This window comes from Aeromonas veronii (assembly GCF_040215105.1).
Lineage (GTDB): Bacteria > Pseudomonadota > Gammaproteobacteria > Enterobacterales > Aeromonadaceae > Aeromonas > Aeromonas veronii_G.
The window spans coordinates 3,887,501-3,901,564 of record NZ_CP157875.1 but is presented as its reverse complement, the minus strand read 5'-3'; the positions used below and the strand labels follow the sequence as shown (position 1 = coordinate 3,901,564).

General features: G+C 59.5%; 11 protein-coding genes. 6 read left to right on the top strand and 5 right to left on the bottom strand.

The genetic code is table 11. The annotated features are described in order from the left end of the window. Positions 1-36 precede the first annotated feature (36 nt). Positions 37-1,356 carry an anaerobic C4-dicarboxylate transporter gene (locus tag ABNP46_RS17910; protein ID WP_349919621.1) on the bottom strand — a complete coding sequence of 440 codons (1,320 nt, stop codon included), beginning with the start codon at positions 1,354-1,356 and terminating at the stop codon, positions 37-39. Between the two features lie 131 nt (positions 1,357-1,487). After that, positions 1,488-2,930, bottom strand: a complete 1,443-nt coding sequence (aspA, locus tag ABNP46_RS17905) for an aspartate ammonia-lyase (RefSeq protein ID WP_349919620.1) — start codon at positions 2,928-2,930, stop codon at positions 1,488-1,490. Positions 2,931-3,375: 445 nt separating this feature from the next. On the opposite strand from aspA, the gene ABNP46_RS17900 reads away from it, so the two are divergent. After that, complete coding sequence (locus tag ABNP46_RS17900) at positions 3,376-3,849, top strand: FxsA family protein (protein WP_349919618.1); 474 nt, start codon at positions 3,376-3,378, stop codon at positions 3,847-3,849. Between the two features lie 27 nt (positions 3,850-3,876). Here ABNP46_RS17900 and ABNP46_RS17895 read toward each other — a convergent pair whose 3' ends face one another. Beyond that, positions 3,877-5,211, bottom strand: a complete 1,335-nt coding sequence (locus ABNP46_RS17895) for an MATE family efflux transporter (RefSeq protein WP_349922552.1) — start codon at positions 5,209-5,211, stop codon at positions 3,877-3,879. A gap of 241 nt (positions 5,212-5,452) precedes the next feature. On the opposite strand from ABNP46_RS17895, the gene ABNP46_RS17890 reads away from it, so the two are divergent. The 5 genes from ABNP46_RS17890 to ABNP46_RS17870 all read left to right on the top strand — a co-directional run bounded on the left by ABNP46_RS17890 (position 5,453) and on the right by ABNP46_RS17870 (position 10,219). After that, positions 5,453-5,746 (top strand): co-chaperone GroES, encoded by a 294-nt coding sequence (locus ABNP46_RS17890; protein WP_005309514.1) that lies wholly within the window; start codon positions 5,453-5,455, stop codon positions 5,744-5,746. A gap of 40 nt (positions 5,747-5,786) precedes the next feature. After that, positions 5,787-7,421 carry a chaperonin GroEL gene (groL, locus tag ABNP46_RS17885; protein WP_349919616.1) on the top strand — a complete coding sequence of 545 codons (1,635 nt, stop codon included), beginning with the start codon at positions 5,787-5,789 and terminating at the stop codon, positions 7,419-7,421. A 146-nt stretch (positions 7,422-7,567) separates the two neighbouring features. Continuing rightward, positions 7,568-8,014 (top strand): molybdopterin-binding oxidoreductase, encoded by a 447-nt coding sequence (locus ABNP46_RS17880; RefSeq protein ID WP_434476202.1) that lies wholly within the window; start codon positions 7,568-7,570, stop codon positions 8,012-8,014. Between the two features lie 25 nt (positions 8,015-8,039). Then, on the top strand, positions 8,040-9,971 hold the full coding sequence (locus ABNP46_RS17875) for a putative bifunctional diguanylate cyclase/phosphodiesterase (protein WP_349919612.1): 1,932 nt from the start codon (positions 8,040-8,042) through the stop codon (positions 9,969-9,971). A 59-nt stretch (positions 9,972-10,030) separates the two neighbouring features. Then, complete coding sequence (locus tag ABNP46_RS17870) at positions 10,031-10,219, top strand: hypothetical protein (RefSeq protein ID WP_349919610.1); 189 nt, start codon at positions 10,031-10,033, stop codon at positions 10,217-10,219. A 60-nt stretch (positions 10,220-10,279) separates the two neighbouring features. On the opposite strand, the gene rluA is transcribed toward ABNP46_RS17870, so the two are convergent. Both rluA and rapA read right to left on the bottom strand, forming a co-directional pair. Continuing rightward, positions 10,280-10,948: a bifunctional tRNA pseudouridine(32) synthase/23S rRNA pseudouridine(746) synthase RluA gene (gene rluA / locus ABNP46_RS17865; RefSeq protein ID WP_349919609.1), complete on the bottom strand. Its 669-nt coding sequence runs from the start codon at positions 10,946-10,948 to the stop codon at positions 10,280-10,282. Positions 10,949-11,043: 95 nt separating this feature from the next. Beyond that, positions 11,044-13,911, bottom strand: coding sequence for an RNA polymerase-associated protein RapA (rapA, locus tag ABNP46_RS17860; RefSeq protein WP_349919608.1), 2,868 nt, complete (start codon positions 13,909-13,911; stop codon positions 11,044-11,046). Positions 13,912-14,064 lie beyond the last annotated feature (153 nt).

Here is a 14,064-nt window from a genome sequence, read left to right as displayed (position 1 = left end):
CCGCAGGGCCGTTTTAACTTCATCCATGGGACAAGATCAGAGGATCAGGCCGCCGAAGAAGAAGCCAAGGGCGACCGCCATGGCGATGGTGGCCACACCGGGGATGAAGAAGGGGTGGTTGAACACCGCCTTGCCAATCCGGGTGGAGCCGGTGTCATCCATCTCGACCGCCGCCAGCAGGGTGGGGTAGGTCGGCAGCACGAACAGGGCGCTCACCGCGGCGAAGGAGGCGATGGCAGCCAGCGGGCTCACGCCCAGTGCCAGTGCGGCAGGCATCAGCGCCTTGGTGGTCGCACCCTGGGAGTAGAGCAGCATGGAGGAGAAGAACAGCACCACGGCCAGCAGCCAGCTGTACTGGTTCAGCAGGTCACCGGCAAAGGCCTGGATCTCGACCATGTTGCCCTTCACGAAGACGTTGCCGAGCCAGGCGACACCCAGTACGCAGATGCAGGCGGACATACCGGACTTGAAGGTCGGCATGTTGGTGACCTGGGAGGCGTCCAGTTTGCACAGCAGGACCATCAGGGTGGCGGCGGAGAGCATGATGCCCATGATGGCGCCGTCACGGGGGATGGGGGGGCTCGCGATCAGGCCCACGTTGCCGGAGATGGCGGTGGCATAGGCCATGACGGCGACGATGGCGGCGACGAAGATGCCGACGGAGAGCTTGGCATAGGGCTTGAGCTCAATCTGGCTGGAACCGCGCAGTTTGATGAGACCCTTGGCCTTGCGATCCAGATAGACTTCGTCCTGCTCCAGCGGCTTGCCCAGCATGTTGGCCACGAAGGCACCCAGGATACAGGCGATGAAGCTGGACGGGATGCAGATGGCCAGCAGGGTCAGGTAATCCACCCCCAGTGGCTCAAGCATGCCGGAGAAGGCGACCACGGCCGCCGAAATCGGCGAGGCGGTGATGGCGATCTGGGAGGCGACGACCGCGATGGAGAGCGGACGGGAGGGGCGAATGCCTTGCTCCTTGGCCACTTCGGCGATCACCGGCAGGGTGGAGAAGGCGGTGTGACCGGTACCGGCCAGCATGGTCATCAGGTAGGTGACCACGGGCGCGGCGAAGGTGATGTGCTTGGGATTCTTGCGCAGGGCTTTCTCGGCAAGGGAGACCAGGTAGTCCATCCCGCCGGCCAGTTGCATACAGGCGATGGCGCAGATGACGGACGCGATGATCATGATCACGTCCCAGGGCAGGTAGGCGACCAGCTGATCACCCGGGATGGGCATGCCCAGCCCCCAGGTCAGTACCAGTACCCCGAGGCCACCGGCGAAGCCGATGCCGATGCTGCCGATCCGAGCCCCCAGATAGATAGCGGCGAGCACGACAAGTAACTCGATTCCAATCATATTAAACACTCCATAATCCAGTTTTTTTAGGTTTTTATGTGGCAGGAAAGCCAATTCCCGATGGGGCTGGAGAGGCCAATCGGGAACTGACTCTACAACAGGCCGGGGCTAACCCCGGCCTGTTGACTCGCTTATGCAGTGGCTTCGCGGGTGTAGCGCTTGGCCTTGTATTGCGGGTTCATCAGGTTCTCGATGGAGAGGATCTCGTCGAGTTGTTCTGCAGTCAGCAGGCCGCGTTCCAGCACGACTTCACGGACGTTCTTGCCGGTCTGGGCGCAGATCTTGCCGACGATGTCACCTTCATGGTGACCGATGAAGGGGTTCAGGTAGGTCACGATACCGATGGAGTTCAGGACGTGGTTCATGCAGATTTCCGGGTTGGCGGTGATCCCTTCCACGCACTTGACGCGCAGGGAGACACAGGCCTTCTCCATCAGGCTCAGGGATTCGAACATGGCCTGACCGATGACGGGCTCCATGACGTTCAGCTGCAGCTGACCGGCTTCGGCGGCGAAGGTGATGGTGACATCGTTGCCAAACACCTTGAAGCAGGACTGGTTGACCACTTCCGGGATAACCGGGTTGACCTTGGCCGGCATGATGGAAGAACCCGCCTGCATTTCCGGCAGGTTGATTTCCTTCAGGGCAGTACGCGGACCGGAGGAGAGCAGACGCAGATCGTTACAGATCTTGGAGAGCTTCATGGCCAGACGCTTGATGGCGCCGTGCAGCATGACATAGGCGCCGCAGTCGGAGGTCGCTTCAATCAGATCCTCTGCCGGCACGTAGGCACGACCGGTGATCTCGGCCAGACGTTTGATGGCGAGGGCTGAGTACTCGGGCGGCGTGTTCAGGCCGGTACCGATGGCGGTTGCGCCCAGGTTCACTTCCAGCAGCAGTTCCTGACAGCGCTTGATGGATTTGATCTCTTCGCGCAGGGTGACGGCAAAGGCGTGGAACTCCTGACCCAGGGTCATGGGCACCGCATCCTGCAACTGGGTACGACCCATTTTCAGGATGTGCTTGAATTCCTGGGCCTTGGCGTCGAAGGCGGCGATCAGACCTTCTAGGGCGAACAGGGTGGTGTCGGTGCTGTTGACCACGGCGACGCGGAAACCGGTGGGGTAGGCATCGTTGGTGGACTGGCACTTGTTGACATGGTCATTGGGGTTGATGACGTCGTAACGACCCTTCTCCAGACCCATGATCTCGAGGGCGATGTTGGCCAGCACCTCGTTGGTGTTCATGTTGACGGAGGTACCGGCGCCGCCCTGGTAAACGTCGACCGGGAACTGGTCGAAGCATTTGCCGGTGTTCAGCATCAGGTCGCAGGCTTCGACGATCTTGTCGGCGATTTCGGGACGAATGGTGCCCAGCTCACCGTTGGCCAGTGCGGCGGCCTTCTTGGTCAGCACCATGCCACGGACAAATTCGGGAACGTCAGAAATCTTCTGGGAGCTGATCTTGAAGTTCTCGACGGCGCGCAGGGTGTGCACACCGTAGTAGAGATCATTGGAAACTTCTTTGGTGCCCAGCAGGTCTTCTTCAATGCGGACGTTCTTGATGTCGCTCATTGTAATGCCTCAGAAATCAGATAAATGGAAACAATCCTCACCGAGTGGCGCGACTTCCTTACGCACTTTTCATCCTGAAGCACCACACATCGAGTGGGGCGGTTGGGAGCTTGCTGCCCCCGGGTAATCATTGGGGTCGATATTACCTCAATTGAGGTATCTGATATTAGACCTGGATCACTAAATTTGAGCCGACCCTAAATAACTTGTGGTCATTAAACAGATACTGCAATTGTGCGAATTACTGTGACAGAACAGACACTTCAATCCCAGAGATTCAAGAAGATATTTGTCTGAATCCCGATCCGTATCACTCATCAGACTTGAAAAATGTACAGTTGGCCCCATTTCAGTTGTCAGAACCGATAGCAGGCTGGCTGTGCCGGAATCGCTCTCCTCGCCATGGTCCGCCTGGTTCACCCCTTTTACTCGTACCGAGGATCTTATGGGCAAGTTGTTATTGTTATTATTCGGCCTGGTCGTGCTGGAGCTCACCGTGATGATCGAGGTGGGTTCGGTGATCGGCGCCCTGCCAACCGTGGGGCTGCTGATATTGACCGCCGTGCTGGGCTCTTCCCTGGTGCGCAGCGAAGGGATCAAGACCCTGTTCAGTGCCCAGCAGAAGATGCAGCAGGGGGAGATGCCGGGCCGGGAAGTGATGGGGGGCATGATGCTGGCGCTGGCCGGCCTGCTGCTGATCATCCCGGGCTTTGTGACCGATTTCTTCGGCATCCTGCTGTTGCAGCCCTGGTTGCGCAACCGCCTGGCGGACAAGCTGGTGGGCAGCAGCCAGTTCCGGATGCAGATGGGGGGCTTCCAGAACCCGTCATCCCCTTTTGAACCGGGGCAGGGTGAGGGGCCGCAACCGGGCAACCGCGGCGGTAACACCATCGAAGGCGAGTTCGAACGCAAAGAGTAGGTGCGCACATGACACCGGACTGTGTCCTCAGGGGGTTCCTTGATGGCACAGTCCCTCGAAACGGCGATGGGCATAGCCCCAGGCCAGCCCCCCGGCCGCCAGATTGGCCACCAATATCCCCAGATAGATCCCCTGCTCCCCCCCGAGTTTTGCCCCCAGCCAGGCCCCTGGCAGCAAGAACACAAACAGACGCAGACCGTTGAACAGGAAGGAGACCTTGGATGCCCGTACGCCGTTGAGGGCGGACGCCAGCAGCATCACCATGCCCTGAAAGCCGTAACCGATGGGCACCAGATGCAGATAGAGCACGATTAGTCGTGCCACCTGGGGTTGGTCGCTGAACAGGGCGGCGATGAGGGGAGCCGTCAGCCAGATGAAGGCGTACACGGCGAGCTGGAACAGCAGGGCGAAGCGCATGCTGAGCAGCAGGGCCGCCTTGGCTCGCGCTGGATTGCCGGCCCCGCAGTTCTGTGAGACGAAGGGGGCCAGTACCGAGGAGAGCGCCATCATCACGATGAGCAACAAGGCCTCGACTCTGGAGGCGGCACCGTAGGCGGCCACCACCTCGGTGCCCAGACCGGCGAAGATGATCATCAGCACGGCGTTGGCCAAGGGGTTGAGCATGTTGGTGAAGGAGGCGGGCACCGCCACGTGCAGGAGGGCGCGCCAGTGAGCCAGCAGCCGTGGCCGCGGTGAGAGGCGCCATGACAGCAGTCGCTCCCGCTTGCGCAAGATATGCAGGCTGACCAGGGTCGCCATCAGCCAAGAGAGGGAGGTGGCGATGGCGGCACCGCGGATGCCCCATTCGGGGAAGGGGCCTATGCCGAAGATGAGCAGGGGATCCAGCACCCCGTTGACCAGCCCGGCCACCGCCATCACCAGACTCGGGGTCTTGGTGTCGCCGGTGGCCCGGATGGCGGCATTGCCCACCATGGGCAGGGCCAGCAGGGGCACGGTGAGATACCAGATCAGCATGTAGTCATGGATCAGCGAGATGAGGTCGGCACTGGCCCCGAGCAGGGTGAAGAGGGGCGTGATGGTCAGGGCCCCCAGCAGCGCGAGCAGGGTCACCAGCAGGACGGCGAGAAACAGACAATCCGTGGTGATGCGGGCCGCCTCGTCGTGACGTCCCTGACCCAGGGTGTGGCCGAGCAGGGCGGAGAGGCCGGCTCCCAGTCCCATGGCGAGGGAGGTGACCACGAAGGTGACCGGGAAGGTGAAGCTGATGGCGGCGAGGGCCTGCGTGCCCAGCAGGCCGATGAAGAAGGTGTCGACCAGGTTGAATGCCAGGATGGCGACGATGCCGAGGATCATGGGGCCCGTCATGCGCAGCAGCACGGCAGGCATGGGGGCGGTCAGCATGGGATTGGGTCGGCTCACGGGGTCGTCTCTGTTGCTGCAGGGCCAGCACGCCGGCCGCGTCCATTCACCGTCCTGGCTCGGGTCGCTCATCCATCAAGGATGTTCATAGTACGTGAAAAAATTTTTTTTGTATTTGCCCTTGAAGGGCTACCCAATTTGCCCCAGATCAGGGGCATTACAAATTTGGCCGGATGCGGCCATTCCTCAAGCAACACAGAGACTCATTTTGGGAGAGTTATCGATGAAAATTCGTCCACTGCACGACCGCGTCATCATCAAGCGCATCGAAGCTGAAGCCAAATCCGCTGGCGGTATCGTCTTGACTGGCACTGCGGCCCAGAAGTCCACCCGTGGTGAAGTTCTGGCCGTGGGGACTGGTCGCATTCTGGATAATGGCGATGTCAAAGCTCTGGCCGTCAAGGTTGGTGACAAGGTGATTTTCAACGAAGGCTACGGCGTGAAGACCGAGAAGCTGGATGGCCAGGACGTGCTGATCCTGTCCGAGACCGACATCCTGGCGATTGTCGAAGAGTAATTTTCCCCTTTTCCCCGAATTGATTTAAGGACTCAAGAACATGGCAGCTAAAGAAGTTAAGTTTGGTAACGACGCGCGTATCAAGATGCTGGAAGGTGTCAACATTCTGGCTGACGCAGTAAAGGTCACCCTGGGCCCGAAAGGCCGCAACGTGGTACTGGACAAGTCCTTCGGCGCCCCGACCATCACCAAGGATGGCGTCTCCGTTGCCCGCGAGATCGAGCTGGAAGACAAGTTCCAGAACATGGGCGCCCAGATGGTCAAGGAAGTTGCTTCCAAGGCCAACGACGCTGCCGGTGACGGTACCACTACCGCGACCGTACTGGCACAAGCCATCGTCAACGAAGGCCTGAAGGCCGTTGCCGCCGGCATGAACCCGATGGACCTGAAGCGCGGTATCGACAAGGCAGTAGTGGCTGCCGTCGCCGAGCTGCAGGCTCTGTCCACCCCTTGCGCCGACAGCAATGCCATCGCTCAGGTCGGTACCATCTCCGCCAACTCCGACGAGAAAGTGGGCAAGCTGATTGCCGAAGCCATGGACAAAGTGGGCCGTGATGGCGTCATCACCGTCGAAGATGGTCAGGGTCTGGAAGATGAACTGGCTGTGGTAGAAGGCATGCAGTTCGACCGTGGCTACCTGTCTCCTTACTTCGTCAACAAGCCGGAAACCGGCTCCGTCGAGCTGGATGACCCCTTCATCCTGCTGGTGGACAAGAAGGTCTCCAACATCCGTGAAATGCTGCCGGTGCTGGAAGGTGTGGCCAAGGCAGGCAAGCCGCTGATCATCATTGCCGAAGACGTGGAAGGCGAAGCGCTGGCGACCCTGGTGGTCAACACCATGCGTGGCATCGTGAAGGTTGCCGCCGTCAAGGCGCCGGGCTTCGGTGACCGTCGCAAGGCCATGCTGCAAGATATCGCCATCCTGACCGGCGGTACCGTGATCTCCGAAGAGGTGGGCATGGAGCTGGAGAAGGCGACCCTGGAAGATCTGGGCCGTGCCAAGCGCATCGTCATCACCAAAGAGAACACCACCATCATCGATGGCGTGGGTGATGCTGCTCTGATCGAGAGCCGTGTGGCCCAGATCCGTCAGCAGATCGAAGAGACCTCTTCCGATTACGACCGTGAGAAGCTGCAAGAGCGCGTGGCCAAGCTGGCTGGCGGTGTTGCCGTCATCAAGGTTGGCGCTGCCACCGAAGTGGAAATGAAAGAGAAGAAGGCCCGCGTCGACGATGCCCTGCACGCGACTCGCGCCGCCGTGGAAGAAGGCGTGGTTGCCGGTGGTGGTGTGGCACTGGTTCGCGCAGCCGCCAAGCTGGCCGACCTGCGTGGTGACAACGAAGACCAGAACGTAGGTATCAAAGTTGCTCTGCGCGCCATGGAAGCCCCGCTGCGTCAGATCGTCATCAACGCCGGTGAAGAAGCCTCCGTCATCGCCAACGCGGTGAAGAACGGTGAAGGTAACTTCGGTTACAACGCCTATACCGAACAGTACGGCGACATGCTGGCCATGGGTATCCTGGATCCGACCAAGGTGACCCGTTCTGCCTTGCAGTTCGCCTCTTCCATCGCCGGTCTGATGATCACCACCGAGTGCATGGTCACCGAACTGCCGAAGAAAGATGCACCGGCCATGCCTGATATGGGTGGCATGGGCGGCATGGGTATGATGTAATCAACCCATTGTTATCAAACGGCTCGCATTTGCGAGCCGTTTTTTTTAGGACTACTAAACTGGATTTATTGATAGTGCAATCAGCTGAGGTGAGGATGCGCAATTTAGGTTTGATCCCATTACTGTTTTCCCTGTGCCTGCCGACCATGGTGATGGCGGCCCCGGCAGGTCCTGTGATCCTCAAGGTGACGGGGGATGTGAAACCCGTCGACCCGAGCAGTGAGGAGGTGGTATTCGATCTGGCCATGATCAAGGCTCTGCCGCAGCATGAAATCCTGACCAGCAGCCCCTGGGTGGACAAGCCGCATAAATACGTGGGACCCAAGCTGGCGGATGTGATGACGGCGGTGGGTGCCAAGGGCAAGAGCATCACTCTCACCGCCCTGAATAGTTTTCAGATCCGGATCAACTGGGATAAGGTCAAGCAATATGATCCCATTCTGGCGTGGCAGGATGACGGCATGACCATGCGGGTACGTGACAAGGGGCCCCTGTGGTTTATCCTGCCCTTGGATCAATACCCCGAGCTCAAACGGTCAGCCTTCACCGACATGATGATCTGGCAGTTGAGTTCGATCGATATTCAGCAGTAATGACGGTGGCTTGCAGGAGTTCAGGGTGAAAGCGAAGACCAGGGCCTGGCCCTTACTCGGCGTTCTCTATCTATCCATCTTGTTGTTCACGGGAAGCACCTTGTATTGCCTTGTGCAGATACAGAATGCGACCCGGGTGATGGAAAAGTACACCTATGATGTCTCCTGGGCCCTGATGCAACTGCAGCTGGAGTTGGGACGCTTCCTCAATGCGGTCGAGATCTACCATTACGGTGGCATCGACCATGAGGCCCTGCTGCTGCGTTACGACATCCTCTGGAGCCGGACTCCGATCCTCTTGAGCGGCCAGTTGCGCAAAAGCCTGGGGGACAATCAAAAAACGCTGCGGCTGGTCCAGTTGACCGAGAGTAATATTCGGGAAATTGAGCCAAAATTGGCGGATTTGAAGCCTGGAACGCCAGATTATCAGCAGATCCTGATGCGGATAGCCCCCCTGCAAGAGCCTCTCTCCTACTCTCTCGCCTCCGTGATGCAGAACAACATCAACGTCTACACGGGCAATGACAAGCGCTTCGCCCAACTGCGCAATGCGCTGCTGTTCATGGTGCTGGGGCTGGTGATCTCGGTCATTCTGCTCAGTGGCCTGCTGGTGCGCGAGGCCAGGCGGCATTTCAGGGCAGCCCGGGTCGATCCGCTGACCGGCCTCGCCAACCGGCTGGCGCTGCTGGAGAAGATGGAGTCCTACGTCAGCCGGGATACGCCTTTCGGATTGGTACTGGTGGATATCAACGACTTTCGGGATATCAACAGCAAGTTCGGTTACAGCACGGGGGACATCCTGCTGCAGGAGCTGGCAAGGCGCTTGAATGCTCTGTGCGAGAACGGTGAGTGGATCGCCCGCCTCGGGGGAGATCAGCTGGCCATGTTGCAGCGGGAGGGGAGCGATCTGCGCCAGGTCAGGGAGTTGGTGGCGAGGATACTCTATGCCCTCAAGCAGGACATCCTCATCGACAACTATCCCTTCCGGCTGGAAGTCGGCATCGGCATCGCCTTCTTCCCCATGGATAGCAACCAGACCCAGGAGTTGCTCAGCCGGGCCGAACAGGCGCTGTTCCACAGCCGCAAGACCCACGTGCCCTATGTCATTTACGACAACTCTCTGCTCAATGAAACCGCCAGACGCAAGCATCTGGCCTCAGACATGGTGATGGCGCTTGAACACAATGCGCTCGAGCTCTACTACCAGCCCATCGTCAATCTGGAGAGCGGACGCTGCGAGGCGGTGGAGGCACTGCTGCGCTGGCGTCATCCCGAACTCGGTTTCATTCCGCCCAACGAGGTGATCCAGGTGGCGGAAGAGTTCCAGCTGGCGGAGAAGCTCGGCAGCTGGATCCTCAATACCGCCTGCGAGCAGTTGCACAAATGGCAGCATCTGGGACTGGTTGATTTGCAGATGTGCGTCAACATCTCACCAGGGATGTATCAGCGCAATCTTTTGAAACTGGTGGCCAGGGCCCTGATGGATCATCACATCCCCGCGGCCAGCCTGGTGCTCGAGGTGACCGAGGACACCACCATGCGGGAGGTGAAAAATTCGCTGCAGCTGATGCAGGATCTCAATCAGCAGGGGGTTCAACTTGCCCTTGATGACTTTGGTACCGGGTACTCTTCCCTCAGCTATCTGCAGAAGCTGCCGGTGAGCAAGGTGAAGATAGACAGATCCTTCATACAGGGCATAGACACCTCGGTCGAGGCAGCCGAGCTGGTTGCCAATATCTGCCGGATGGGCTCCATGCTGGGCAAGAAGCTGGTGTGTGAGGGGATAGAGACACAGGGCCAGCTCGATGTGCTGCGCGCACTGACGGACATCCATCTCTATGGGCAAGGCTATCTGTTCAGCCGTCCCGAACAGGCGGTGAAGGCCTATCAGACTCTGCTGGAAATGGAAGAGCGCTGGCTGGCCAGGCGTATACCGGACAAGGCATGCCTCATTTGATGGTGAATGACTCATGTTTTGGGAAGGAGAGCCGATAGTGCTTAGGCAGGAGGTACACAATGGACATTTCTAGCACTGCATCCTCGTCATATGGTTCTGCCTTGATGGTGGCCAGCCTGGCGAAAAAACAGCAACTTCAGGAGGGGGAAACCGCCCTGAAACTGCTGCAGACGGCCGCCCAGCCAGCCCAGGCACCGACTCCGTCGGCGACGGGATCATTGGGAAGCAACATCAATATCCACGTCTGACCCTGATAAAAAAGCCCCCATCCATGGATGGGGGCTTTTCTTATTCAACGCCATCAAGGCTTAGCATGAGAAAGGGGCGGGGGCCTCGAAGCTCATACGTTCGCCACTACGGGGGTGGGTGATGGTCAGCATGGCCGCATGCAGGTAGAGATGCGGTGCGGCAGCCAGCGCCTCGGGATGGGCATAGAGGTTGTCCCCGAGGATGGGGTGACCCAGCTCCAGCATGTGTACCCGCAGTTGATGGGAACGGCCCGTGATCGGAGTCAGCTTGATCAGACTGTTGCCATTCTCCACCTTGAGTTTTTCCCACAGCGTCAGGGCATGGCGCCCCTCTTCAAAGTCGACTTTCTGCCTTGGGCGATTGGGCCAGTCCACGCACAACGGCAGATCCACTTGCCCAGAGCTAGCTTCCGGCTCACCCCACACCCAGGCGAGGTAGTGCTTCTCGGTCTCTCGCTCACGGAACTGGCGACTCAGCTCCCGATGGGAATTCGGGGTGAGGGGGATGACGAGCACTCCGGTCGTGGACATGTCGAGCCGATGGGCCGCCGCCGCCTTGGGGTGCTGCTGCTTGACCCTGTGCAGGACGCTGTCTTCATTTTCCGGTCCACGCCCCGGCACGCTGAGCAGGCCGGTAGGCTTGTTGACCACCATGATGTCTCTGTCCTTGAACAGGATGTCGAGCCAGGGTTCCAACGGTGGTGAATATTCAAAAGTAGCGTCTTGCATCTTTCATCCAAGGGGCAGGCCCCATCAGTGACTGAGTTATGGGTGACCACGATAAATAAGGTGCACGGCAGCCGCGATGCACCTTCACTACCTTGTCAGTTATGGGTGACCACGATAAAGCGGATGGCGTCCAGCTTGAGTTGGGTCTGATCGATCAGGTGGTGCAATTCTGCCTGCAGAGTGCGCAGATAATCCAGCTCGCTGTCGCGTACGTTCGGATTGACCGCCTTGAGTGCTTCCAGCCTGTCCAGATCCTGCTGCAGGGTCTGCGCCATCTGTGCCCGAGCCTGGTCGACGATGCCGGCTTTCAGCTCTTCGGCGATGACCTGCCCCTTGCCGATGAGACCGTGGATCACCGGTTGTGACGCCGTCACCAGCTTGCTGCCAAGGTGACGATTGACCGGGGTCAGCTGGCGGTTGAAGGCATCGAATGCCACCTTCTCGCCGAGGTTCTGGCCATTCTTGTCCATCAGCAACCGGATCGGGGTCGGCGGCATGAAACGATAGAGTTGGGGATGAGCGGCAGATTCAGCCACGAAGATCAGCTCCAGCAGGATGGAGCCCACCGGCAGAGCCTTGTTCTTGAGCAGGGCAACCGAGGTCGCGCCAATCTCTGAGCCCAGAATGAGATCGATGCCGCCACGCATGATGGGATGCTCCCAGGAGAGCAGCGCCATGTCGTCCCGCGCCAGGGCGGTGGGGCGATCGAAGGTGATGGTCATGCCATCCTGGGGCAGGCCAGGGAAGCTTGGCACCAGCATGTGATCCCCCGGGGTCAGCACAAGTGCATTCTCCCCTCTGTCGTCCTGATTGACACCGATCTCGTCGAACATCTTGAGGGCGAAAGAGATCATGCCGGTGTCGTCGTCTTCGGCCGCCAGCTTGTCAACCAGCTGCTGGGCAGCGGCCCCGCCGCTGGAGTGGATCTCCAGCAGGCGGTCACGGCCCTGTTCCAGCCTCGCCTTGAGCGGCTCGTGCAGCTCACGGGTCTTGACCAGCAAGGCATCCAGGCCATCCTGGTTATCTTCGTTGGCAGCCAACAGCTCGAACAGCTCATCGCGTACCGCCTCGAAGATGGGGCGAGCGGTGGGGCAGGTCTGTTCGAAGGCATCCAGACCGTCGTGATACCAGCAGAGCAGTGCCCGCTGGGCGGTACCTATCAGATAAGGAACGTGGATCTCGACGGTGTTCTGCTGGCCGATGCGGTCGAGACGACCGATGCGCTGCTCCAGCAGATCCGGGTTGAGGGGCAGATCGAACAGTACCAGGTGGCTGGCGAACTGGAAGTTGCGGCCCTCGGAACCAATCTCGGAGCAGAGCAGCACTTGGGCGCCGCCCTCCGCTTGCGCAAAATAGGCGGAAGCCTTGTCACGTTCGAGGATGGACATGCCTTCATGGAACACGGCGCCACGGATCCCTTCACGGGTCCGCAGCGCCTCTTCCAGTGCGATGGCAGTAGCCGCTTCGGAGCAGATCACCAGCACCTTCTGCTGGCGTGCACCGAGCAGCAGTTCCAGCAGCCAGTCGATACGGGGATCGAACTGGGTCCAGCTGGCGTTGTCTCCCTCGAACTGCTGGAAGATCTTCTCCGGATAGAGATAGCGCAAGGCGCGGGTCTGCAGATCGCCGCCGTTGCCCCCCATCATGCCCATCACCTTGATGGCGGTCTTGTACTGCTCCGGCAGCGGCATGGGATAGACGTTGAGGTGACGTTCGGGGAAGCCCTGAATATTGGCACGACTGTTGCGGAACAGCACCCGGCCGGTGCCGTGCTGATCCAGCAGCTTGCCGACCGCCTGCTGACGGGCGGCGGTATCGGCCAGATCCAGCCCATCAAGCTGGCTGGCGAGGATCCGTCTCGCTTCCTCGCTCAGGTCTCCGCCTGCAAGCAGCTCCTGGGCGGCGCTGGCGACCTGGCCATAGGCCTGCTCCTCGGTGAGGAAGGCGTCGTAGTCGTAGAAGCGCTCGGGGTCGAGCAGACGCAGACGGGCGAAGTGGCTCTGGTGGCCGAGTTGATCCGGGGTGGCGGTCAGCAGCAGCACGCCGGGGACCTGTTCAGCCAGGGCCTCGACCATTTCGTAGGCACGGCTCGGGGTCTCCTCGCTCCACTCCAGATGATGAGCCTCGTCGACAACCAGCAGATCCCATTCGGCTTCCAGTACCTGTTCGAAGCGGCGGCGCTTCTTGCGCAGGAAGTCGAGGCTGCAGATGACCAGTTGTTCCGTTTCGAACGGATTCTCGGCATCGGCGAATGCCTCGATGCAGCGTTCCTCGTCGAACAGGGAGAAGTGCAGGTTGAAGCGGCGCATCATCTCGACCAGCCACTGGTGTTGCAGGGTTTCCGGCAGCAGGATCAGCACGCGCTGGGCACGGCCGGACAGCAGCTGCTGATGGATGATCATGCCCGCTTCTATGGTCTTGCCCAGACCGACTTCATCGGCCAGCAGCACGCGGGGGGCATAACGGTGGCCCACTTCATGGGCAATATAGAGCTGATGAGGGATCAGGCTGACCTTGCCCCCCGCCAGACCACGAGTCGGGTTGCGGCGACGCTGGTGCTGGTTGATCAGGGCATCAAAGCGCAGGGTGAAGCGAGACATGCGATCTATCTGCCCGGCAAACAGGCGATCCTGCGGCTTGTTGAACTTGATGAAGTTGCTGAGAAACACTTCCTTGAGGACGACGGGCTCTTCATTGTCGGTACGGGTGCCGACATATATAAGCAGCCCATCCTTCTCCTGCACCTCTTCGACCAACATGGTCCAGTCTTCGTGACTGACGATCTGATCGCCCACATTGAAGCTGACCCGGGTGACCGGCGCCTCCTCTTTGGCATACATGCGGTTTTCACCGGTAGCCGGAAACATCAGGGTAACCATGCGTCCTTCTACAGCAACGACAGTTCCCAATCCCAGATCCGTCTCTGTATCACTAATCCAACGCTGGCCAAGTGCAAAAGGCATTAAACTCTCCAAAGCCCAAGAGTGTGAAATCGCAAAGGGGCGCTATGTTACCCGAAGGAAGAACCCCGATCATCATGGTTGTGACATCGGGAAAAGCCAATTCGATACAAGTTTGATCTGCCTACATCGATCGCTTGCCAATCTTCCCCAAAC